Annotated in this window: 16 protein-coding genes; 12 read left to right on the top strand and 4 right to left on the bottom strand. The window is 52.7% G+C overall.

The genetic code is table 11. The features are described 5' to 3' along the window. Positions 1-288: 288 nt before the first annotated feature. Positions 289-2,268 (top strand): extracellular catalytic domain type 1 short-chain-length polyhydroxyalkanoate depolymerase, encoded by a 1,980-nt coding sequence (locus HBA55_RS03270; RefSeq protein ID WP_166986981.1) that lies wholly within the window; start codon positions 289-291, stop codon positions 2,266-2,268. On the opposite strand, the gene HBA55_RS03265 is transcribed toward HBA55_RS03270, so the two are convergent. Then, positions 2,265-5,729, bottom strand: coding sequence for a PAS domain-containing hybrid sensor histidine kinase/response regulator (locus HBA55_RS03265; RefSeq protein ID WP_166986978.1), 3,465 nt, complete (start codon positions 5,727-5,729; stop codon positions 2,265-2,267). The genes HBA55_RS03270 and HBA55_RS03265 overlap by 4 nt on opposite strands. A gap of 189 nt (positions 5,730-5,918) precedes the next feature. Here HBA55_RS03265 and HBA55_RS03260 point away from each other — a divergent pair, with 189 nt between their 5' ends. The 4 genes from HBA55_RS03260 to HBA55_RS03245 are packed head-to-tail and all read left to right on the top strand — an operon-like array spanning position 5,919 to position 9,894. Then, positions 5,919-7,091, top strand: a complete 1,173-nt coding sequence (locus tag HBA55_RS03260) for an acetyl-CoA acetyltransferase (RefSeq protein WP_166986975.1) — start codon at positions 5,919-5,921, stop codon at positions 7,089-7,091. 32 nt (positions 7,092-7,123) lie between these two features. Next, positions 7,124-7,906, top strand: a complete 783-nt coding sequence (locus tag HBA55_RS03255) for a 3-hydroxybutyrate dehydrogenase (protein WP_166986972.1) — start codon at positions 7,124-7,126, stop codon at positions 7,904-7,906. A gap of 23 nt (positions 7,907-7,929) precedes the next feature. Then, on the top strand, positions 7,930-8,673 hold the full coding sequence (locus HBA55_RS03250) for a substrate-binding periplasmic protein (protein ID WP_166986969.1): 744 nt from the start codon (positions 7,930-7,932) through the stop codon (positions 8,671-8,673). 21 nt (positions 8,674-8,694) lie between these two features. Further along, a complete protein-coding gene (locus HBA55_RS03245) occupies positions 8,695-9,894 on the top strand; it encodes an MFS transporter (protein WP_166986966.1) in 1,200 nt (399 codons plus the stop codon). A gap of 72 nt (positions 9,895-9,966) precedes the next feature. Here HBA55_RS03245 and HBA55_RS03240 read toward each other — a convergent pair whose 3' ends face one another. After that, the gene (locus HBA55_RS03240; RefSeq protein WP_166986963.1) at positions 9,967-11,061 is read right to left on the bottom strand and encodes a homoserine O-acetyltransferase family protein; all 1,095 of its coding nucleotides are present in this window, start codon (positions 11,059-11,061) and stop codon (positions 9,967-9,969) included. 188 nt (positions 11,062-11,249) lie between these two features. Here HBA55_RS03240 and HBA55_RS03235 point away from each other — a divergent pair, with 188 nt between their 5' ends. The 5 genes from HBA55_RS03235 to HBA55_RS03215 all read left to right on the top strand — a co-directional run bounded on the left by HBA55_RS03235 (position 11,250) and on the right by HBA55_RS03215 (position 17,083). Next, positions 11,250-11,930: a response regulator transcription factor gene (locus HBA55_RS03235; protein ID WP_166986961.1), complete on the top strand. Its 681-nt coding sequence runs from the start codon at positions 11,250-11,252 to the stop codon at positions 11,928-11,930. Positions 11,931-12,049: 119 nt separating this feature from the next. Beyond that, entirely contained in the window at positions 12,050-14,305 is a 2,256-nt protein-coding gene (locus HBA55_RS03230) for a TonB-dependent receptor (protein ID WP_166986958.1), read from the top strand. A 106-nt stretch (positions 14,306-14,411) separates the two neighbouring features. Beyond that, positions 14,412-15,119, top strand: a complete 708-nt coding sequence (locus HBA55_RS03225) for a CoA transferase subunit A (RefSeq protein ID WP_166986955.1) — start codon at positions 14,412-14,414, stop codon at positions 15,117-15,119. 32 nt (positions 15,120-15,151) lie between these two features. Further along, complete coding sequence (locus HBA55_RS03220; protein WP_166986952.1) at positions 15,152-15,808, top strand: CoA transferase subunit B; 657 nt, start codon at positions 15,152-15,154, stop codon at positions 15,806-15,808. Positions 15,809-16,198: 390 nt separating this feature from the next. Further along, positions 16,199-17,083: an AraC family transcriptional regulator gene (locus tag HBA55_RS03215; RefSeq protein WP_166986950.1), complete on the top strand. Its 885-nt coding sequence runs from the start codon at positions 16,199-16,201 to the stop codon at positions 17,081-17,083. A 129-nt stretch (positions 17,084-17,212) separates the two neighbouring features. Here HBA55_RS03215 and HBA55_RS03210 read toward each other — a convergent pair whose 3' ends face one another. Together HBA55_RS03210 and HBA55_RS03205 are read right to left on the bottom strand one after the other, a co-directional pair. Beyond that, a complete protein-coding gene (locus HBA55_RS03210; protein ID WP_166986947.1) occupies positions 17,213-19,729 on the bottom strand; it encodes a TonB-dependent receptor plug domain-containing protein in 2,517 nt (838 codons plus the stop codon). A 229-nt stretch (positions 19,730-19,958) separates the two neighbouring features. Continuing rightward, positions 19,959-20,843, bottom strand: coding sequence for a LysR family transcriptional regulator (locus HBA55_RS03205; protein WP_166986944.1), 885 nt, complete (start codon positions 20,841-20,843; stop codon positions 19,959-19,961). A gap of 184 nt (positions 20,844-21,027) precedes the next feature. Between HBA55_RS03205 and nhaC the strand changes: the two genes are divergently transcribed. Both nhaC and HBA55_RS03195 read left to right on the top strand, forming a co-directional pair. Then, positions 21,028-22,470 (top strand): Na+/H+ antiporter NhaC, encoded by a 1,443-nt coding sequence (gene nhaC / locus HBA55_RS03200; RefSeq protein WP_166986941.1) that lies wholly within the window; start codon positions 21,028-21,030, stop codon positions 22,468-22,470. A 53-nt stretch (positions 22,471-22,523) separates the two neighbouring features. Further along, positions 22,524-23,228 carry a CoA transferase subunit A gene (locus tag HBA55_RS03195; RefSeq protein WP_166986938.1) on the top strand — a complete coding sequence of 235 codons (705 nt, stop codon included), beginning with the start codon at positions 22,524-22,526 and terminating at the stop codon, positions 23,226-23,228. The last annotated feature ends 1 nt before the right edge of the window (position 23,229 follow it).

Below are 23,229 nucleotides of genomic sequence, written 5' to 3'. Positions count from 1 at the left end.
CGGAAAAGGGCAGTTCCCTGCCAGTCAATAAACAAAAACGTCAATCCAATGTAATCCCGTTCATCGATACAATTCGGGTATTAAGATAGTGGGGACCCAAATACCGAAGATATTCCACCCAGTGTTGAGATTAAGAAACCCGATCTACACCAATACAACAACACCCTAGTCCTAAGGTATGGTGGTGCAGGTCACTGACGGCTGTCATAGTCATCGCGCGATGAGAGCCTGATGTCAGATGACCCTCTCCGTTGTTCGCACTTAATAATAAAAACACGGAGAAACACGATGTTTCCAAACAAAACAAGAACAGCCACAACCACTCTGTTATTGATGTCTACACTAAGTGCCCCGATGATGGGGCACGCAGGTTGGCAGACCGAGCGCATTGTCGGTGGCAAACTCAATACCATTCTCTATGTGCCCGATTCGGCGCCGGCGCTAGCGGGCAAACGGGCGTTGATGGTCAGTATGCATGGTTGCGGCCAGACCAATGACGAGTTCCAGCAAGGTGCCAATTGGCCTGCGCAGGCGGAGGCAAAAGGCATGGTAATTGCGCTGCCACAGGCTTCCGGTGAAGGGACATACGGCGGACTGGGCTGCTGGAACTTCCATGTCGGCATGAACATGTCGCGCACCAGTAGCGACGCCAAATACTTACTGGATATGGTCAATGCGCTGGTTGCCGATACCAGTCTCAATATTGATCCCAATCAGGTCTATATCACCGGTTTATCGTCGGGGGGTGGTATGGCCGCCAGCATAGGTTGTCTCGCTCCCGAGGTGTTTGCGGGCGTGGGTGTCAACGCGGGCCCTGGCCCAGGGTCTGATGGTGACTCTATGGGCAATTCCAATCCGGATATATCCGTCACTGCGGGCGTGGCCAACTGCAAAACGCTCTCTAACAAAGACGGTGCCAACCAACAGGCCAATTTATACACTCAGGTGCACAACTCGGTCTGCGGTTCAAACGATTCCATGGTGAGCCCCGCCTGGTGTGATCGTCTGGCCGACATAATGGTGGCCACCTATCAGGAAGACACTTCCATTAACGACTGTAGTGGTGGCGACCATCCCACCAGTATCGCCGGGGACGGAACTGTGACTACCTGGTGCGACAGCGAGGGCGCGAGGGTTTCCAAAATCATCGTTAACGGCATGGGACATGCCTGGCCGGCGGGCCCCGGCAGCTCCGGCGGGGGTAACTATATCGATCACACCCATGTCAATTATCCAGAATATATCACGTCGTTTCTGTTTGATAACAATCGCCGGGTTATTACCAACGCCAATCCAGAGGTGAGCGAGTTAATGCTCTCGGAAAATGCCGGGGCCATCGTCGTCAGCGGTACGGCAACAGACACCGATGGTACAGTGGACACGGTTACTATCACTGTGGCCAGAACCTCCTCCGGCACCGTCGAAGACAGCTTTAGCCTGGGGGTTGATGGCGGTGGATACTTTACCGGCACCAGCGCGACTTTGGCCGACGACAACTACACGGTTACGGCAACCGCCCTGGATAATCAAGGGGCGCAGGGATCACTGTCCGACAGCGTGTGGGTGGGCCCGATTCCCCCTAATCGCGCGCCTGTGGTGAGCAACGTCACCGCTACAGCGTCCGGCGCCTGTGTGACGGTCACTGGGGATATCCAGGATGCGGATGGCAATCTGAACAGTGCCAGCGCCAACTACGATGATGGTGCTCTGGTACAGAACATCCCCGTAACCAGTAGCAATATGAGTTTTACGGTTGAAAACTGCGAACTGGCAGCGGGTGAACACAGCGTGGTGGTAAGTGCTGGGGACGGAGAGCTTAACGGTGCGGCAGAGGCGGTGGCCTTTATCACCGAGGAGCCGGGGAGCACCGGCAATATCGGCTTCCATCTCGACCAGGGCCATATTACCTATGGTGAGGGCTACTCCTGGTGCTATTCACAGTATGGGGCATCCACAGAATTTACCATGGTGGAGCAATCATCGGCTAGCCAGTGCCAGTGGGTGGACGAAGTGCACGCAAATTGTGCCGGGCCATTGCAAGCCTGCAGCGGCGATGGCGGAGGTGACGATGGCGAAGATTGCGTAGAGCACAGCAGCACCAACTATACGCATAAATTGCTCAATCGCGCTTATAGCAGCGGTAGCCTGATTGCTCCCGATTATTTTGCCAAAGGCAGCAATGAACCCATGGCCGGATCAACCTATGGCACTAACACACTGCACAGTACTGATGCTGGCAGTGTTTGGCGCCTGGGGAATTGTCCCTAATGATGCCGCCCCTGCGCCGCAAAGCGCGACAGCGCCGCCCGCAGCGCATGGGGCTTTATCGGCTTCTGTTGAAACAGAAAACCACGTTCCTTGCTGCGGGCTTTGACGGTGTCTGTCTGGTCCGCTGATATGATCACGCAAGGCACATCCCGCTGCCAGTCTGCGCGCAGTTGCTGAACCGCGTCGATGCCATTCTGTTGATCATCCAGGTGGTAGTCCGCCAGTATGGCATCGGGGCACTGCGTAAGTTGCTGGCGGGCCTGGGCCAAACCGGTACAACAAATGACCTGGTAACCCCAGTTCGATACCATGGCTTCCATGCCCTTTAGAATCGCCCTGTCGTTGTCGATACACAACACCGAAAGCGTTTCTGTCTGCGCCGATTCTTGCGGTTGGGATATTTGCGGCGTGGCGGCTGACTGCACGCACAACGTCGAAGCTCGCGGTACCGTGACCCTGAAGACGGAACCGGACCCCGGTTTGGATTCAACCTCGATGGGCAGTTCCAGCAGCAGACACAAACGGTGTACTGTCGCCAAGCCCAGGCCCATTCCCTCATCCTGCCCGGGCCGGCTAAAACGTTTGAACTCGGTGAAAATATCCTTGATGTCGTCTTTAGGAATACCGACACCGGTATCCCAGACTTCAATTCTGACAGCGTCCTTGAGTCGGCGACAGCCGATCACCACGCGTCCGCTCGGGGTGTAGCGAAGGGCATTGGATAACAGGTTTTGGAGGATGCGTCGCAGCAGTTTTCTATCCGTGTGAACCGTCAGGCCACAACTATGGCTGCGAAATCCAATCTCTCGTTCGTGAGCCAGAACGGCGAAATCTTTACTCAGCGAATCCAGTACCTGGTCCAAGGGAAAGTTGGATGTGTACTTTTTGACAATGCCGGCGTCAATCTTGGCAATATCAAATAAGTCCCTGATCAGGCTCTCGGCATTGTGCAGAGAATCGGCCAGATGCTCCACCAGATCCTTGGGGTCATCGGGCAAGTTTTGTTGTTGCAACGCGGTGACAAACAGTTTGGCCGCGTTCAGGGGTTGCGCCAGATCATGGCTGGCAGCTGCCAGAAAACGAGTCTTGCTCTGGTTTGCCGCCTCTGCCTGGGTCTTGGCCTGGGCCAGTTGTTGATTGCTCTGGGTGAGCTGCTCTGTGCGTTGTTCGACCCGCTGTTCCAAGGTTTCGTTGGACTCTTTCAGTGCGTCGACCATGCGTTGATAATCGGTGATATCTGTATAGGTAATCACGTAGCCTTTATCGGGAATGGGTTCACCCCGAACTTCAATATGGCGTCCATTGGAGAGTTCCCGGTGGTGGACAAAGGCTTTGGCGAGTGAGAATCGCGTTAACTGGTCCTTAATGTTGCGCTCCACCGCACCTTCGTCAGCGGTCTCGCGGCGGGTACTCTGTCTGACCAGATCTTCCATCGGGCTGCCGACATAGAACAATGTTTCCGGCAGATCGAACATTTGCACAAATTGTTGATTCCAGACCACCAGTTGCTGGTTTGTGTCGATGACCGCGATGCCCTGGTTCATATTGTCAATACTGGCCTGCAGCAGTTCGCGGCTGAACTTTAACACCTGAGAGGCTTCCTCAAGCAGCGTTTCCGTGGCTGCAGGGGCATCCGTCTGCTGGGATTGGGTGAGTTGAACGATCTGTTTGGCCGACGAAGGGCCGATGATGCCGGCCAACAGCGATTCGGTAAATGCCACCGTCTCCGAGTCGGCCAGATCTAATGGTGCATAGCCCGTGTCCCGGCGATTGTAGTGCCGCTGCAAAGCCAACTTGGCTTGGTTTTCGCCCAGAAACCGGGTGGCCAGATCGAGCAGTGAGGCGTTGGTTAGTCTGTGGTTTCCGCTGTCTTCCAGGGCCGGGTCCCGTTTACTGCAGCAAACCGACACCAGTACAAACACGGCCGTATTCAACCCAAGACTCCATAACACCGCGTTCGTGAGCGGGTCCAGCTGGTCAAAGCCAAACAGGGTCTCCGGCCGCAGCCATTGGATACCCAGCGGCCCGTGATTGAGGATGTCGGAGGAGAGCCAACCGGCTTGAACGATGGCGGGAAGCAATAGGGTATAGCCCCACACCACCGAGCCAGTGGCGATGCCCGCAATAGCACCTTTGGGGTGCCGTCCCGGCCAGTAGAGAGCGCTGAGCAGTGTCGGGGAAAACTGAGCCATCAGCGACAGAGACAGCAACCCCATCACTCCGAGATTGGTGTAGGCGCCAATCAATCGGTAAAAGGCGTAGGCCAGAAGAAGAATAATGACAATTACCACCCGGCGAATATTCAGCAAGGTGCTGCCCACTCCACTGGTCTGCAGGTAAAACGATTTTTGGCGCAGCAGCAGTGGTACGACCATATCATTGCAAATCATGGTCGACAGGGTAATGGTGGAGACAATGATCATGCTGGTGGCGGCGGATAACCCTCCAATAAACGCCAGCAGTGACAGTCCGGCGCGACCTTCTGCCATGGGAATACTCAGGAAGTACATCTCCGAGTCGTTTGCTGGTCCCTGCAAGAGGACAACGCCGGCAATAATGATCAGCAGCAGAAAAAAAGCGAGTATGGTGGCGTAGAGCGGGAACACCCACTGTGCGGTATTGGCATCCTCCGGGCTGTTACTCTCCACCACCAATATATGGAAAAAGCGCGGCAAACTGAGAAAGACCACCATGCCGAGTACTACACCGGCGCCATAGCCCTCAACCTTTTGCGCAGTCAGAATCTGCTGGATTTTGGGGTCGGCCAATGCACTCTGGAACAGGTCTATGGAACCGCCGAACAGTTGATACCCAACAAAATAACCCACCGCGCAAAGAGATATCAGTTTTACCAGACATTCGAAGGCGACGGCGAGCATCAGGCCATTGTGATGTTCGGTCAGATCAACATGCCGGGTGCCAAAAATAATGCTAAAGGCCGCCATTAGCAAAGCCACGGCCAAAGGTGTATCCGCCCAAATTGAAGTGTTGTCCTGGCTGACGGCGGCGCTCCCCACTCCCCCGGACAACACGTCAAAGCTCATCGCGATGGCCTTAAGCTGAATGGCCAGATAAGGCATCAGGCCGAGCAGGGTAACGGCGGTGATCAGCAGCGCCACCACTCGTGAATTGCCGTATTGGGAGGAGAGAAAGCCGGCAATGGAGGTGCTTCGTTGTTGTTTGCCCAGCCGGATCAGACGTTTTAGCAGTGGCACACCAAAGGCGATCATGCCGACGGTGCCGACAATCGTGGGCGGGATATACCAGCCCTGCTCCAGGGCTTGCGCCGAGGCGCCGTAAAAGGTCCAGGCGGTAAAGCTGGTGGCGAGGCAGAGTCCCACAATTACCGGTTTGGATCGTCGGGAGTAGGCGCCCATAAAGCGATCGCCGTAATAGGCGATCCCGAACAGAACCAGGAGATAGGCAATTGAAATGACGGTGAGTTCTAGGCGACTGAACATGTAACCAAAAAGAGCGGGATCCAAAAGACTGGTTGTTAAAGTGTGTATATAACTTCCGATTACGTCAATAAATGGAAGCCGTATCCCCTGGGGCACCATACCAAAGGACCAAATCCAAGACCGTATTGAAGTGATACATTTTACCCATACATTGCTCCACATTCGCCGCCAGGGTAGGAAATATCGCTTATGAACAAGAAGGCCGCCGCCATCATCGGTTGGGGACACACCCGATTTACCAAACACGCAGATGCTACCGTTGAGTCACTGATGGTCGAGGCTATTGACGAGGCGCTGACCCATGCCGGGGTTGAGCCCAGGGAGGTGGATCAGGCGTTTGTGGGGCATTTCAACGCCGGTTTTTCGGCTCAAGACTTTACCGCGTCCTTGGTGTTACAGGCATCAGACGATATGCGGTTTATACCGGTCACACGAGTGGAAAATGCCTGCGCCACGGGGTCGGCGGCGTTGTACGCCGGGCTGGATGCAGTGGACTCCGGCCGCTCCCGCACAGTGTTAGTGGTGGGTGTGGAGAAAATGTCCGATGTGTCGGGGGCAGAGGCAGGCGCTATTCTGGGGCGGGCGAGCTATGTGGCGCAAGAGGGCTCGATACCCAGTTTCGCGCATGTCTTTGCCGAGATCGCTAACAGCTATGTGCGCAAGTTTGGGGATGTCAGTGAAGCCCTGGCACAGATTGCCGAGAAAAATCATCGCAATGGTCTTCTCAATCCACTGGCCCACCTGCACCGAAAGCTGACGTTGGAAGAGTGTCTGCAGGTGTCAGAAAGCAATCCGACGGTTGCCGGCCCGCTAAAACGCAGCGATTGCTCTCCTATATCAGATGGTGCCGCAGCCATTGTATTGCGTGCGGGCGATGATCTCGGTGGGGTCGCCCGTGCAATCTGCGTGCGTGCCCGCTCCCAGGTCAACGATTATTTGCCCATGAGCCGCCGTGACATGTGGCGGCTGCAGGGATGCGAGCGAGCCTGGAACAACGCCTTGGAGCAAGCCCGTCTGACTCTGCGTGATCTGCATCTGGTTGAAAGTCATGACTGCTTCACCATTGCTGAATTGATGCAGTACGAAGCTATGGGCCTGGTGCCACCGGGGCACGGGAAAAAAGCACTGGCCGAAGGTTGGACGCAGCGTGATGGGCTGTTGCCGGTCAATGTATCCGGCGGATTGAAGTCGAAGGGGCATCCCATTGGCGCGACCGGTGTATCCATGCATGTTATGGCCGCCAAACAGCTCGCGGGTGAAGCGGGCGAAGCACAGCTTGGCAACGCCAACCTGGCCGGAGTATTCAATATGGGCGGCACTGGCGTGGCCAACTACGCCAGTGTACTGGAACGTATTGTTTAAATCTGAATATGTAATAGAAAGAAGGGTAAAACATGATCGAAAATAAAGTGGCACTGGTTACCGGGTCCAGCAGCGGGATTGGTTTGGCAACTGCAGAGCGGTTGGCCGAGGCGGGCGCCGATATTGTTTTGCATGGACTTATGTCGCAAAAAGAAGGCATGGACCTGGTTAGTCATCTGGAAAACGAATACAACATTCGTTGCATGTTCAGTAATGCGGACCTGCGAGATCCCGAAGCCATAGCAGGGCTTATAGACCAGGCGCTAGAGGGGCTCGGAAGTATCGATATCCTGGTTAACAACGCCGGTATCCAGCATACCGAAGGTGCCGAAACCTTTCCCCTGCAAAAGTGGAACGATATCCTTGCCATTAACCTCAGTGCGGCGTTCCTGTGTATGCAGAAATGTCTGCCCGGCATGCGTGAACGCCAGTGGGGGCGAATTATAAACATCGCCTCGGTGCACGGGCTGGTGGGTTCTGTAAACAAGTCTGCCTATTGTGCCAGCAAACACGGGCTGGTGGGGCTGACTAAGGTCATTGCTCTGGAAAACGCGGAGTTTGGTATCAGCGCCAACTGTATTTGCCCGGGGTGGGTCGATACGCCGATACTGGCCGCTCAGATTGAACAGTTTGCTCAGGCGAATCAACTGAGTCTGGAAGAGGCCAAGCGCAAGATTGTTACCACCAAGCAGCCCGTACCTGAAATGATGGCCCCCTCCCAGATCGGAGACTTCATCGTGTTTTTGTGCAGTGATGCTGCGAAGACCATCAGTGGCGCCGCACTACCCATTGATGGCGCTTGGACTGCGCAGTAACTCCCTGCCGGGTGAGTCGGCTTATGTTGACAGCAAAACCAATTGATAGGGGTGTCAGGGCTATTCTCGCCAGCCTGGGTTGCATGCTGTTATCCACATGCCTGATGGCGGGAGAACGACCGGGCGTAAGCGACGCGAAGGTCCTGACCTTCGGATATATCGAGTTTGCTCCCTATTACTATACCGACCACCAGGGCGCGCCGAGAGGGCCACTGATTGATCTGGCACGAAAGCTGGCCCTGGAAACCGGTTACCAATTGCGGCCGGTTTCTCTGCCCGCCAAGCGGGCCGTGAAAATGGTAGCCTCTGGCGAGGTGGACCTGTGGTTTGGTTTATCCACAATCAGCCTTTATAACGATAATGTGTTGATTTCCAGCAAACCGGTAGACCAGTTGGAACTGCGAGTATACTCCCGCGATTGTCTTGAGCATTTCGATAACTTCCGGCAGCTAAGCGGGAAAAAAGTCGTCATCCTCCGTGGATACACCTATGGCGGTCTTATCGACTACATCAACACTGCTCAAAATCGTGTGGAGGCGCTGGAAGTCCGTGATCCGCACCAGGCGGTCAGAGTACTGGTCGGACGCAAGATGGATTATCTACTCAGCTATTCGCTGCCAATGGCCGCGGCAATGCAACGGATGTCTCACGTCGCGCTGAACAGCCGGGTACTCGACCACTTTAATGTGCATGTGACCGTGCACAAAGACCTTCCCGATGCCAAACAGATTATGGCCAGTTTCGAACAAATGATCAGCGCTTTATAGCGCTCTTGGTGAGATATCAATATGCCGATTAAAAACAAATACGCCGTTGAAGCCATCGTCTTTTCCAGTTATGTGCTTTTCGCCATGGCCTGGGTGGGGGCAACTGCCAATATGAACGCCATCATGGAGGCGATGCAGGTCACTACGCTGGCGGCGGCCAGTCTTCTTAGTGGTGCGGTAACCCTGGCCAAGATTCTGGGTACTTTTATCGCGGCGGCAGTAGCGATAAAACTCGGTGTCAAGCGCGCGTTTCTGGTCTCCGGCGCCATGGTGGCGGTGGGTGCCTTGAGTCCTTTTGCGCCTGACTATGACCTGCTGTTGGTCAGCCGATTTGTTGTGGGTCTGGGTGGAGCGCTGATGATTGTCTACTTTAATCCGATTGTGTTGCGCTGGTTCGAACCCCAACAACGCCCTCTGATCAACGGGCTCAACGCAGTGGCCTTTAACCTTGGGACCGCGCTGGTGTTATGGTTATCCGCGGATCTTAACGAATTACTGGGCGGCTGGCAGAAAACTCTGTTGACCCTGTCCCTGCTGAGTCTATTGCTGACGTTGCTTTGGGCACTGGTGGACTACCCGGCGGAATCCAGCGCCCAGGGTGGGGCTCAATCCCATGGCCACTACGGCTACCTTGCGGGTCTCAAAGATGGGTTCAATTGGCGTTACGCACTGACCTATTCGGGTGTCTTGTCTTTCTACATCTGCCTCTTTACGTTCTACCACCAAGCCGGCATCAATCAGGGTTCTCTGGTCATGTGGGCCGGTATTGCCGGCACCCTGGCAGGCATGATCTACAGCAAGAAGGTTCCCCAGCGTGTTCCGGTGATTCGGTGGAGTGGCCTGGTTATGGTAGCGACAGTGGCCGGGCTTTCGTTTTCCAGTGTGGAGCTGGTTCGTGATCTGTGCGCATTGGTGTTGGGGTTTGTTATTTTCTTCCCGGTGACGGCTTTGCTGACGCTGCCACATGAGCTGCCCAATATGAATGCTGCCAGAATCACTACGGTGTTCAGTCTGTTTTACTCCATCAGCTACCTGATTTCGACGGTAATTCTGTGGCTGTTCGGCTGGCTGGTGGACTTTTACGGCAGTTATCAGCCGGCTTTCATGATGATCACTGTGTTCAGTGCCAGCTCTTTTCTCGGCAGCTTCTTTCTGCCGGAAACTGCTCTCCCCAGTAACGACAGCAGTGCAACTGAAATGAGTTTGACGGCAAAATCTTAAATCAACAAACCCTAAAAATGCCCTGCAACTTATGTTGCAGGGCATTCCTTTTTATCTAAAAAACAGCGAACGCTATGCGTCAATACCCGTCTCGCGCATAAACGCCCCAATGTGAGTCGCCATCTGCTCACATTCCTTAAGACATCCCATATGCCCCCAATCGGATTTCAACACTTCCAGCTTTGCCTGACCGGACTTCGCCTGGTTGAGTGTGTCGGTCAACTCCTGGCCCCAAAACACACTGAACTCGCGGTCGGTATCGATATTCATCACCAACACCGGACATTGAATGCGCTGCACCCCACTGGCAAAGTCAGGTTGTCCGACACCAAGATCGTGAGAGTTAACAGCATTCAGAATGGTTAGATAACTGTTGGGATCCCGGCCGACAATTTCGGTATCGGTGGTTGCCAACAGAAAGCGGTTAATGGCATCGCTACGTTCGCTCTGCGAAGAAGGGCCGTCATCGATGGTGTCCCAGCAGGTCTTTTTGAAGATGTTCTCGTGCATGTAGTAGAGCTTGGCCAGCTGTGCAATAGAGCGCATGGCCGCCAGGGGTTTGTCGCTGTGGTACCAACCCGCCTGAAACTCCGGGTCCATCAGGATAAGATTGCGCATCAGGTGATGCATGGTCATGCCGTCCGGTGTCATGCGCCCTGAGGTCGCCACTGCGACTGCGGCCCCAACGAAGTCCGGATACAGCGCAGCCATCTGTAAGGTCTGCAAGGAACCCATGGATGGGCCCGCCATCAGAGTCAACTTCGTGATGCCCAGCTGTTGCAGGAACTGTTTCTGAAAGTGCACCATATCAGTCAGGGTGATGTCAGGAAAGCGAGGGCCGTAGCGGCAACCGGTCAGGGGATCAATGCTGGTGGGACCGGTGGAGCCGTACATACTCCCCAACGAGTTGCTACAGATAATGCGAAAACGATTCGTGTCAAATACCTTGTCGGGCCCTATCAGACCGTCCCACCACCCGGGCAGTGGGTCATCTTCGCTATACTTGCCGGCCGCATGATGGCTGGAAAGGCCACCATGGGTAACAAAGATAACCGGACCTTGCTCAATACCATATTCTTCATAGGCAACGACGGCATGGGTCAGGCTTTCGCCGGCCTGGGTAACAAAGGGCTGATCGAGGGTGAGGGTTTTACTGGTGGTTATCATGGCAGAAGGTCCTGGCTCGTCAAAAAAATGTGAGGAAGCAAGGTATATCAGCTGCGTGAGGGCGCTGCCATCATCTCAAGGTATGGTGGGCGTTGGCACGGTAAATCAGAAATGGCATGTTCAATGGGCTTTGGCTAAGGTATAAAGGTTGGTAACCCATTGATCACAATAAGATTAAGAGTAAAGCCATGAGAATCATTGTGGCGGATGATCATCCGCTGTTTCGCCACGCGTTAACCCGGACCATCATGGATATGGTCTCAACCCCATCGCGAACCGTGACCGTGGAAGAAGCCGAAAGTGTGGACCAGGTATACAACCTCCTGGAGAACGACGATGATTGCGATCTGGTGTTGCTCGATGTCCACTTCCCCGGCGCTAATGGATTATCAGGGTTGGCCAATCTCCGCGGCTGCTTCCCACTGGTACCTATCGCTATGATCAGCGGTAGCTTCTCATCCAACACAGTGTTACTGGCTAAAGACCTGGGTGCCAGTGGCTTTCTTTCCAAGAGCGAACACCCGGACAACATTGCCAGTGCAGTTCGGTCACTGCTTGAAGGGGAGCAGTGTTTTCCCGAAATGGATCTGGCTCCTCGCGATGTAATTGACCGTGAAGTGGGCGAGGTCGCAGAAAAAGTGGCGGAGCTGACGCCTCACCAGTTTCGCGTCTTTACCCTGGTCTGTGAGGGGCTGCTCAATAAGCAAATTGCCTATGAGTTGGATATTTCCGAAAACACGGTCAAGTCACACCTGGCCAATATTTTCCGAAAATTCAACGTGAGAAAGCGTACAAACCTGATTGTACTGGGTAATTTACTGAGTATTGACGCTGATGACGATGTGGATGTAGAGGTTTCCAAGTCCTGAGTGAGCTGACCACCCCTGGGCATCATACTAACGGGTGGCGGCAAGGCGGGCGGGAATTGTTTAGTATGAATTTCATCGGTTGATGAATACTAAAACGATCCCGTAGAGGAGAGATCAATATGTTCCATAAGAATAAGGTCGCATCGGTAGTAGCACTGGCAGTAATGAGCATGAGTGGAGCGCTGTCCGCCTCGGCTAATGACAACAGCGATGAAATTTCATTCGCGCTGGAAGAGGTGGTGGTAACCGCCCAAAAGCGTGAAGAAAGCCTGCAAGACGTCCCTGTAGCCGTCACAGCGTTCAGTGGCCTGCAGCTGGAGGAGGCGGGTATTCAGACCATTGCGGATCTGGAACGCGTTACCCCCAACACCACCCTGCGCCCCAGCCGTGCCACCAATACCACCCTTACTGCCTATGTTCGTGGCATTGGCCAGAACGACCCCCTATGGGGCTTTGAGCCGGGCGTGGGACTCTACATCGATGATATCTATTTCGCCCGCCCCCAGGGTGCCATGCTGGATGTGTATGACATTGAGCGCATTGAGGTCCTGCGTGGCCCCCAAGGCAGCCTCTACGGCAAAAATACCATCGGCGGTGCCATCAAGTACGTTACCAAACGCATGACCGGTGAGGCCGAACTGGATCTGGGGCTGGCGGTTGGCAGCTACAACCAGAATGACATTTCCGTAGCCGGCCAACTGCCCCTGATCGAAGACAAGTTGTACGTTGGTGCCACGGTTGCCTCATTCCAGCGAGATGGATTTGGCAAAAACAAATTTACCGGTGCCGACAACTACGACAAAGACATCAGCGCCGCCCGCCTGAGTATGGAATTCTCACCCAGCGACAATCTGTTTGTGCGTCTGGCGGGAGATGTTACCCGTGATGAGAGTAACAACCGTCATGGCTCTCGTTTGACCGAGAGCTTGCAGACTGGCGAGGCACCTCACGATCCCTATGACAGCAACGCCGGCGCGGGTGATGATCAAGTGGTTGAGAACTCCGGTGGCAATCTGACCATTGAATGGGACCTGAGCGATTCAGTCACCCTGAAGTCCGTGACCGCCTATCGTGAGGGCAGTACCGAAGGCTTTATCGACTTTGATGCCACTCCAGTCAACACCTTTGATGCTCCGGTAAAATACGCCGATCATCAATTCACTCAGGAAATTCAGTTCAACTATAACAGCGAGCGTCTGGCGTTGGTGGGCGGTCTTTATTACCTGGACGGTTACGCCTCGGGTGCTTTCGACGTCATTGCCGGCGCCGCCCTGGGAGCTCCTGCGGTACTGCCTCAGGATGCTTCCTACCCAACGTTTGTAGCGGCGACCCAAGGTACGGCGGAAACCACCAGCAAGGCTGTGTACCTGCACGCCAGCTACGAACTTACCGAGCAACTCACAATGACTGTGGGCGGTCGTTATACCAAGGATGAAAAGGAAGCCTCGGTCTACAAGGAAAAACTGTTCACGGATGGCACTGCCGGTGGCGCCTCCGCGGAATTCGGTGGTGTCAATGTAAACAGCCTCGTGGTGCAGTCCGACTTTACCGAGGGCGACGAGTGGAGTCAGTTTAGCCCGAAAGTGGGTTTCGACTACCGCATCGGTGACGACACCATGATCTACACCAGCTACGCCGAGGGTTTCAAGTCCGGTGGAGTCAATATGCGGGCTGACGTAACCGCATCCCCAGAGGGATTCTCCCACGTATTTGATCCGGAAACCGCCAAGAGTTATGAGCTGGGCATTAAGACAGAGTTGTTCGACAACCGGGTGAGAATCAACGCTGCGGTATTCCACACTAATTACGACAGTGTGCAGATCACCCAGACAGTACTTATTGGAACCGACTTTGTACCTTCAGTGGCGACCAATAATGAACAAGTTATTGATGGGCTTGAGTTTGAAATGGTCGCTCAGCTGACCGAGTCGCTGACGGCCAATTTTAATCTGGGCTACCTGGACACCGAGTGGGACAAGTTCACCAACGGCGTCGGCGAGGACGTGGGTAGCGATATGACGGTTTCCAATCAGCCCAAGTTGTCCAGCTTTGTCGGATTCAACTACGAAAAAGATTTGGGTGAAAACGGTACCTTGGTCATCGGCGCCAACGTCTCTTATACCGACGAAATCGCCATGGAAGTCGCCCTGGGTGAGCAGCCCATTGATGAGGATGCCTACACGCTGCTGAATCTTGATGCGACCTGGTACTCTGCCGATGAGCACTGGAAGGTAGCACTGCACGCGAAGAACATCACCGATGAGCAGTACCGCGTAGCGGGTTATAACTTCCCGGCGTTTCTCGGCGACGACGAGATTCTCGGCTTTTACGGTGATCCCCGTACCGTAACGCTCGACATCGGCTACAGCTTCTGAAGTCGGCCATCTAAGCTTTTCTCCTCTCGCAATACTTGCGTTCTCTCTCTGATTGGCGTCACCTCCGGGTGACGCTCTTTTTCAACAGTTTTAAAGAGGCATTCCAATGTCGGGCTTTAACAAAGTGGTCTCAACGTACGAGCAGGCAATGGCCGGGTTGCAGGACGACATGACAATCATTGCCGGTGGTTTTGGTATCTGCGGTGTGCAACAAGGGTTGATCGAGCAAATCAAAAAATCCGGAGTAAAGGGGCTGACTATCGCTTCCAACAACTGTGGTCTGGAAGGCTACGGGCTTGGCATTCTTCTGGAGAATCAACAAATCAAAAAAATGATCTCCTCCTATGTGGGTGAGAATGCCCTATTTGAAAAACAACTTATGGATGGTGTGTTAGAAGTAGAGCTGACGCCGCAAGGCACTCTGGCGGAAAAAATGCGTGCAGGTGGCGCTGGTATTCCGGCGTTCTACACCGCTACCGGTTACGGCACCGTGATTGCTGAGGGTAAGGAAACCCGGGAATTCGACGGTCGACACTACGTACTGGAAGAAGCCCTCCAAGGGGACTTCGCGTTGGTCAGAGCCTGGAAGGCCGACACATTTGGTAATTTGATGTATCACCGTACCCAGAGAAACTTCAATCCCATGGCGGCAACTGCAGGTAAAATCACTGTCGTAGAAGTGGACGAAATTGTTGCACCTGGCGATTTGGACCCTGACGAAATTCACACACCGGGGGTCTATGTGGACAGGGTAATTCAAACAACCCATGAAAAGCGCATTGAGTTCCGAACTGTTCGCGAGAGCCAGGCGTAAGCAATAAATACAACCATTTCTGGAGTATCAACATGGCACTAACAAGGCAGCAGATTGCGAAACGTGTTTCTCAGGAGCTCAAAGACGGCTACTACGTTAATCTGGGAATTGGCATTCCGACACTGGTAGTCGATTACGTACCCGACGATATGGCGGTGATGTTCCAGTCGGAAAATGGATTGATGGGTATGGGGCCCTTTCCAACAGAGGCAGAGCTCGACCCGGATCTGATTAATGCCGGCAAGCAGACGGTTACCTGTGTCACCGGCGCATCCATATTTTCCTCGGCGGAGAGTTTTGCCATGATTCGCGGCGGTCATATCGATCTGACCGTTCTGGGAGCTTTTGAAGTGGATGTGATGGGTAACATTGCTTCGTGGATGATCCCCGGCAAGCTGATCAAGGGCATGGGCGGGGCTATGGATCTGGTAGCCGGCGCTCGTAATATTATTGTGACCCTGACCCACGCCGATAAGCACGGAAATTCCAAATTATTGCAGAGCTGTTCTCTGCCTCTGACAGGAGTCGGATGCGTTAAAAAGGTGGTCACAGACCTGGCTTATCTGGAAATCGCAGATGGTCGATTTTATTTGCGTGAGCGAGCTCCTGGAGTATCGGTGGAGGAGATCTTAGAGAAAACTGCAGGGGAAGTGGTGGTAGCAGGGGATGTACCTGAAATGGATCTGTAGAGGGAATTTGTGCCGCTTAAGAAAACAGTGCTCCAAGCGCCAGCCGCGTCAGAGAACCACGTTCTACGGTGAAGTTTCCAGGAGTCCGATTCACAACGTTGGATTGATTGGTTCTTGATCCATCCGTTGTGATTTCATAATAGGCATAATCCGGGAATAATCATAAACCAATGACCTCATTGATGAGGGCCATGAATTTGCATTGAATTCCTGTGATACTGCTTTTTTCATATTCTTGTCCTTTGGTGAAAAAACGATGAGGGGGGTCGAAGGAGTGATTTCTTTACCCGTTCAGGCAGATTTACGATAATGTAATATCCTTAACCGCCAATTCTTAGCAAATATTATCAATCACCCCTGCCCTATGATACTCACCAGGAGGTACGGCAAATGAAGACGACAACACTGGAACAGTATCATCATCGCATCATGAAGGTGGTTGATTACATATGGCAGCATATCGGCGAGGATATTGATGTGAATACCCTCGCCGAGGTTGCTCACTTTTCACCCTACCACTTTCATCGCATCTATCGTGAGCTGATGCATGAAACGGTCGCGAAGACGGTGCGGCGTCTTCGTTTGCACTACGCCACCTACGAGCTTCTGCAGTCGGACAAGTCGATCGAAGACATTGCCCGAACGATTAACTACGGTAGCGCAGCGGCGTTTATTCGGGCTTTTGTAAAAAGCTACGCGGTGACGCCGGCGGCCTACCGTAGCAACAGGCAGAATGCTCACCAACTCAATCAACGACATTGGAACAACAGCGGGAACGTGATTCCCGAACTCAAGGAGTATTCCGCAATGTACAAGGTAGAAATTCAAGAAGTAGAGCCAATGCAACTCGTCGGCGTGGCGCACCAAGGTGATTATCTAAATATTGGCCAGGCCTTTGAAAAACTGATGGCAACCGCGATGGCCACGGGCCTGTTCTCGCCACAAGCCAAATCAGTCGGCATTTACTATGATGATCCCATGAGCGAGGATGTCGAAAGTTTGCGCTCTCACGCCTGCATCAGTACCGAGGGTGCCGCAGACATACCCGAGCCACTGGAAGCGCTCACCATCACTGGCGGCCCTCACGCGGTTTTGACGTTCAAAGGGCCCTACGCTGAGCTGGAAAGAGCCTATCAATGGTATTACGGCAGCTGGTTGCCTAACAGTAACTATGAGCTTGCAGACAGGCCACCCTTTGAGGTGTATCTGAACGACCCCAGAGAGACGGCACCCAGTGAGCTGCTGACGGCGATTCATCTGCCGCTGGCTCAGTAGATATTTGTCGCCCTGCTTTTTAAACCCGGTACCTGAGGTGTACGCTGAATCAGGTGCCGGGTGAGAGTTTCCACTTTCTAATACAACTGCAAGGGAACCCACCCCTGCAGCTGCATGTCAGCGGACTGGTCAGAGTTCGTAGCGCAACCGCAGGTAATACATTCCGCCATTGATCCCCATCGGAGAAAACTCAGGGTACTTCGAGCCGAGGATACCCCCATAGGGGTTTTCATCCGGGTATTGATCGAAGGCGTTGTTGGCCCCTGCAACAACAGTCAATTGATCGCTGAAGCTATACGCCAATTCCAAATCCACCGTTGTTTCCGCACCTGGCTCAAAAGAAAGGCTGCCAGCCGAGGCGTGAGCGATGTAATAGTCTCCGTAATAGTTGACTCTGACCAAGCCGCGCCAAGGGCCTTGAACATGACTCAATGAGAGGTTTCCTCTTATCTCTGGTAACCCTTCTTCCAATGTACGTATCCGTGTGGCGTTCAACAGACCTTCGGTGTAGCCCGTCACTTCTGTTTCTGTCCAGTTCATGGCTAAGCTTAAGTCTGTGTCTCCATCAAAAAGATTGATGGGATAAGTAGCAACTACGTCGACGCCTTTGGAATTGGTATCAAAGTCGTTGGTGTAATAACGGAAGTTGGCGAATTCAGAGGCACCGGCAATACCCTGGGATTCCAACAGAGCCGCTTCAGAGGGGCTGATACTGTTAAAGCTGGAAAGGGTAATTCGGTCTTCCACATCAATATCGAAATAGTCAATAGTGACGTCCAAAGCACCTATATTAAACACCACGCCAAAAGAAAAACTCTCGGACTCTTCCGGGTCAAGAGCCTTGCCACCGAACTCCATCGCCAAGGGTGTTGTGGGTGGAATAATGCCACTGTTCACCAATACACCGTTATCAAAAACACTGCTGACATTGGTTACATTGGCTTGCCCCGGCGTCGGCGCCCGAAAGCCGGTGGCGATTGTGCTGCGTAAAGACAGATTCTCACTGATGTCCCAGCGGGCAGACAGTTTGCTGTTGCTCGTAGAACCAAAGTCATCGAAGTCTTCCAATCGCGTAGCTAAACCAATCAGTATATCGTCAGTTACCTCTGCTTCCAGGTCCACATAAAATGCGATGTTCGAACGGTCCGCCTCGCCTGCACTGTCTTCACTGAGGCCAACATACCCCTGAGAGCCGGAACTGAAGCCCTGGGACAAGAGAGGGCCGCTGTTGTAGGATTCCGGGTCGCCGATCTTGGCCTCAAATTTCTCTTCTCGCCATTCAAATCCTGCAGCAAAGTTCAAGTCTGATGCGAAGGCGTCAACTGGGATAGGGTAGGTGACATCGATATTGAAGTTTTTTTCCAATTGGGAATAACTGCCTGCATCCATTGTCAGCGGCGTGTTGGGGCCATATGAAGCGTTTATAGAGCGTACTGTAAACTCGACTTCGCTGTAGCCGGCACCGACACTGACGTCATAGTTCCAACCAGAATCCAGCGATCCGCGAACGCCGACTACACCCGCCAAGTCAGTGACTTCACCTTCCATGGTAGGGGTGAATCCACCCGGGTATAGTTCATTAAACACAAAGCAGTTTGCACCCAGTGATGTGTTATTGTCCATAACCTGCGCCAGGCTGGCGCCGCTACAGTCAATGCCCTGGTTGACCCCGTCCAGGTCGCCAATCAATGGAGCGCCACCGCGAGTATAGACTCCCTCGCGGCTGCTGGGGTTACGGTAGTAAAGACCGCCCTCTGAGCTCTTGTTGGCGTAGTTTCCGAAGGCATAGAAAGTCTTGTCAGCGTCCAGGTCCAATCCCAGATTCGCGACGATTTTCAGATCTTCTTTGAGCTCGGGTGAGCCCCAGATCTGTGCAGGATCAGCCACATCAGAATTGCCTGCTGCGATGAGCGCTGCTGCATCATCCCGCTGTACCGAACGGTCGGTGGGATCGGCCTCGTTATATTCGATGCTCAGGTTAGCAAAACCGTTACTGGTAAGGGGCAGACCAATGTTCCCAGCCAATTGCAGACTGTCACCGTCTCCCTCATAGAAAGTGCCGGCCTTTATTTCCAGAGAGCCACCCTCGGAGTCGTCTTTCAATTTGAAGTTCATGACTCCGGCAATGGCATCAGATCCGTATTGCGCGGCAGCCCCGTCACGAAGTACTTCTACTTGCTCCAGGGCAATAGAAGGAAGCACTGAAATGTCCGGCCCCTGAGCACCGTCGGAAAGGCCAGCGCCATAAAACGCAATGACGGCAGAACGATGACGGCGCTTACCGTTCATCAATACCAGCGTATGATCCGGAGCAAGTCCGCGCAGATTGGCAGGGCGGACAAAGGTTGCAGCATCACTGATAGGCTGGGCGTTAACATTGTAAGAAGGCACAATTGTGCGCAGCAGATCGCCCAGATCGTTAGCACCCTGGTTGGTAAAATCATCTCCTGATAGAACATCGACAGGTGCAGCAGAGTCGAGTGCTGAACGTCCCTGAATTCGAGTGCCCGTGGTAATAACCTCTTCGATGATATCGCTACCATCGGCATACTCTCCGTTTCCACTTTGAGCAAGAACTTGTGCTGTCCCAAGGCTGCCGGTCAATGCCATGATTGACAGGGATGTTAGGGTGTAAATGCTCCTCATTATCTTCACCTTTATAGCTGATATGTCTTTATTTGTGTGTTTGTCTGTTGCCCTGTTTGCCGTTGCAGAGATTCGAATGAAAAGTTTCAGTACGAAGTACGGCGGGTAAAGTTATTGTAGGCAGCTGCCTCAAGGTATTACAAGATATGATGTTTTCGCATAAATGCATGACTTATAGTCATGATTTGAGGTGGCGGAAGCCGGACCTCTATCGCGTGTTCTCTGTCAGTTACGGTGTAAGATGGTCGCGAATCATCTGAGTCAGTTTGTTGTCACTCCAGTGCTTCTGGTACACCAGCCCAAAGGCATAGTGAATTGTCGGGGCAAAGGGTTTTAGCAGCACATTTTTGGGAGCGAGATCGTTGGCCGTGATCGAGTTGATGACGCTGATACCAACCCCTTGTTCGACCAGCGCACAAATACTGGCAATATTGGATTCGGTTTTGCCTGCAATCTGAATGCGATTATCTCTGATCAAGCGCAGTAGTTGATCGGCAGCAACATTAGGCTGATTGGGTATGACTAAGTGCTGATGCCGGAAATCTTCCAGATGGATTTCTTTCTTGTTGGCGAGCGGGTGTGATTTCGGCAGTAAACAGACCGCTTCCGTTTTTATCAATTCTTCCACAATCAGCTGTTGACTGGTTGTCGGCAGGGTTATGACCCCCAAATCGAAAATTCCGGATTCCACTGATCGCACTACGTCGCTACTGGCCATAATGTCAAAATAGATATTCAGCTTGGGCACTTCTTGCTGCAGTCGAGCAATGACTTTAGGAAGATAGCCAAATGCCAGTCCTGGAATACTCGCTATACGAACCCGGGAGGCTCCGAATTCTCGAAGTGCCGCAACATTGTGCTTGAGTTCATCCAGGTTGATCATCAGGGCGAGCACATTGCTGTAAAGTTCCTGTGCCTCGGGGGTAGCAATCAAGCGATTCTTTTCACGAATAAACAACTGAATACCGAGGTTCTCCTCCAACTGGCCCAAAGAGCGGCTCACTCCAGACTGGGTAATACCCAGGACAGCAGCGGTTTTGGTTGCGGAGCTGTTTTCATAGAGGGTTTTAAAAATAGTCAGCGCTTTCAAGGAGTTAAGGCTTATGTTTTCCATAAGATTGTTCCGCGGTCGGATTAGCATGACAAAAAGTCATTATATTACAAGAATTGATCATGCATTGTCATGGTTGTTCTGGTGAATCTATAATTCATAACCATGTTCATACAGAACCAGGATGTTCGGGTAGTGACCAACGGAATCAATGCGCCGTCTTTCCAGACACGATACAGGAGCAGCAATGACTTACACAGCCAGCGATAAGCGCGTGGGCTTTTGGAGTTCACTGAGTGTTATGTTATTTCTCGTGGTTGCCATCTCCACACAGGTGTTTGTGCTCAAAAGTACAGGCACTACCCAAATCACTTTAATCATGGTAACGGCGGTTGCCGCATTGGTTGCGTTATTGCACGGTTTCAGCTGGGAAGAAGTTCAGGAGGGAATTCTCTATGGCTGCAACCTGGCGATGCTGCCAATGCTGATATTGATGTTGGTCGGAGTATTGATCGCCAGTTGGATAGCGGCAGGCACCATTCCGGCGTTGATCTATTACGGCATGATGGCATTGACGCCGGAGTACTTCCTGTTCACAGCCTGCCTGATCTGTTGCTTGGGTTCTGTCTGTACAGGCAGCTCCTGGACGACGGCTGCAACGTTTGGCGTCGGTTTTATGGGCGTTGGTCTGGGGCTGGGGATACCGCCGGCGCTCACAGCAGGGGCGGTAATTTCAGGTTCGATCTTTGGTGACAAAATGTCTCCACTCTCCGACTCTACCAATCTCGCTTCAGGGGTGGCAGAAGCGGATCTGTTCGATCATATTCGTAGCATGGCCTATTCCACGGGGCCTGCAATCCTCCTGACTTTGGCGATATTTTTCTTGTTTGGAGTTAGCTCCGAATCCGGCGGTTCCAACAACAATGATCGTATGGATTCCCTTATCGAGGGGATCAGGAACAACTACGTGTTGAACCCGCTTACATTGCTACCGCCGGTATTGGTGGTGCTGCTTGCGGTTAAGAAAGTAGGAGGTCTCGCCGTAATGGTCATTGCAACGCTGCTGGGGTTCGTACTGGCAGTCGTTGTTCAAGGACACTCCGTGTCGGATATGTTGCACTACATGAACTATGGTTTTGTTTCCGAAATCGGCATACCCGAGGTGGACAAATTACTATCAGGTGGTGGATTGCAAAACATGATGTGGACCATCTCTCTGGCATTTGCTGCCCTTGCAATGGGGGGAGTCATGGAAAAAACCAAAATGCTGACGGTTATTCTGGAGCAGGTTCAGAAAATGGTGAATTCGGTATCGGGTCTGGTGACCACTCATGTCGTATCGTCTGTGGTAATCAATGTCTTCACCGCCAGCCAGTATATGGCGATCATTATTCCAACCCGCATGCTGATACCTTTGTACAAAAAGAAGCGCTTGTTGCCACAGGTGTGCTCTCGAGTAAGTGAAGACTCTGCAACGGTCACATCCCCGCTAATTCCATGGGGACTTGGCGGGGTTTACTACGCCTCGGTGCTGGGAGTGGCAACACTCGATTATCTGCCCTATACCTTTTTCGCCTGGTTGGCACCAATAATCACTCTGTTACTAGCCTATACCAACAAATACATGTTCCGTGAGGGTGATATCAGCTCGCGTCAAGTCTATCGAGATGCGGAGAATATTCGTGTCTAACCTGTTCCTTATTATGGATCAATAGAATTTCAGTGAGAGGAGTTGTCGAGCTGATGAATAAACTGCAAAGCTTAGAGAATGCAATCGCAACCATTCCGGATGGCGCGATCATTATGGTGGGTGGATTTGGATGTCCTGGTACACCATTTACCTTGATTGATGAATTAGTCAACCAAGGTCAGTCCCGGCTTACTCTGATTAAAAATGATGCTAACGAATCCGGTCTGGGTATTAGCAAACTCATTGAGAACGGACAGGTGAAAAAGCTCATCACCACCCATATCGGGTTGAACAAAAGCGTAGTGGCCATGATGAATGACGGAGTCATTGAGGTCTCTTTTCACCCTCAGGGAATTTTGGCGGAGAAGATTCGCACTGCAGGGGCCGGCAGTTATGGATTCTTATCCGATATCGGGGTTGATTCAGAAATTACTGATCCTCGCCAGCTAATCACATGGCAGGGTAATACTTACAAGCTTGAGGAAGCGTTGCCTGCCCAATTCGCATTGTTGCATGCTGCGACTGCGGATTACTTTGGTAATCTTGTATACCGAGCAAGTGCCATGAATTTTAACCCCCTTATGGCTATGGCAGCGGACCAGGTTATCGTTGAATCCCCGAGAATTCAGGAACCCGGAAGCTTGGCCCCCGCCTCCGTACATACGCCCAGTGCATTTGTATCTTCGGTAGTGCCGCTTGATCAACTTGGCGATGCCTACGGATTGATGCCTGGTCGAGTAACAGATGAGGTCTCCTAGG

The sequence above is a fragment of the Pseudomaricurvus alkylphenolicus genome, assembly GCF_011683955.1.
GTDB lineage: Bacteria > Pseudomonadota > Gammaproteobacteria > Pseudomonadales > Cellvibrionaceae > Pseudomaricurvus > Pseudomaricurvus alkylphenolicus.
The sequence above is the reverse complement of the archived record's forward strand: the minus strand, read 5'-3'. Positions and strand labels throughout refer to the sequence as shown.

Coding starts and splice junctions, on each gene's coding strand:
- HBA55_RS03240 (WP_166986963.1), bottom strand. CDS start 11,061: ATGATAACCACCAGTAAAACCCTCACCCTCGATCAGCCCTTTGTTACC.
- nhaC (WP_166986941.1), top strand. CDS start 21,028: ATGACTTACACAGCCAGCGATAAGCGCGTGGGCTTTTGGAGTTCACTG.
- HBA55_RS03210 (WP_166986947.1), bottom strand. CDS start 19,729: ATGAGGAGCATTTACACCCTAACATCCCTGTCAATCATGGCATTGACC.
- HBA55_RS03270 (WP_166986981.1), top strand. CDS start 289: ATGTTTCCAAACAAAACAAGAACAGCCACAACCACTCTGTTATTGATG.
- HBA55_RS03225 (WP_166986955.1), top strand. CDS start 14,412: ATGTCGGGCTTTAACAAAGTGGTCTCAACGTACGAGCAGGCAATGGCC.
- HBA55_RS03230 (WP_166986958.1), top strand. CDS start 12,050: ATGTTCCATAAGAATAAGGTCGCATCGGTAGTAGCACTGGCAGTAATG.
- HBA55_RS03215 (WP_166986950.1), top strand. CDS start 16,199: ATGAAGACGACAACACTGGAACAGTATCATCATCGCATCATGAAGGTG.
- HBA55_RS03260 (WP_166986975.1), top strand. CDS start 5,919: ATGAACAAGAAGGCCGCCGCCATCATCGGTTGGGGACACACCCGATTT.
- HBA55_RS03255 (WP_166986972.1), top strand. CDS start 7,124: ATGATCGAAAATAAAGTGGCACTGGTTACCGGGTCCAGCAGCGGGATT.
- HBA55_RS03250 (WP_166986969.1), top strand. CDS start 7,930: ATGTTGACAGCAAAACCAATTGATAGGGGTGTCAGGGCTATTCTCGCC.
- HBA55_RS03195 (WP_166986938.1), top strand. CDS start 22,524: ATGAATAAACTGCAAAGCTTAGAGAATGCAATCGCAACCATTCCGGAT.
- HBA55_RS03235 (WP_166986961.1), top strand. CDS start 11,250: ATGAGAATCATTGTGGCGGATGATCATCCGCTGTTTCGCCACGCGTTA.
- HBA55_RS03205 (WP_166986944.1), bottom strand. CDS start 20,843: ATGGAAAACATAAGCCTTAACTCCTTGAAAGCGCTGACTATTTTTAAA.
- HBA55_RS03265 (WP_166986978.1), bottom strand. CDS start 5,729: ATGTTCAGTCGCCTAGAACTCACCGTCATTTCAATTGCCTATCTCCTG.
- HBA55_RS03245 (WP_166986966.1), top strand. CDS start 8,695: ATGCCGATTAAAAACAAATACGCCGTTGAAGCCATCGTCTTTTCCAGT.
- HBA55_RS03220 (WP_166986952.1), top strand. CDS start 15,152: ATGGCACTAACAAGGCAGCAGATTGCGAAACGTGTTTCTCAGGAGCTC.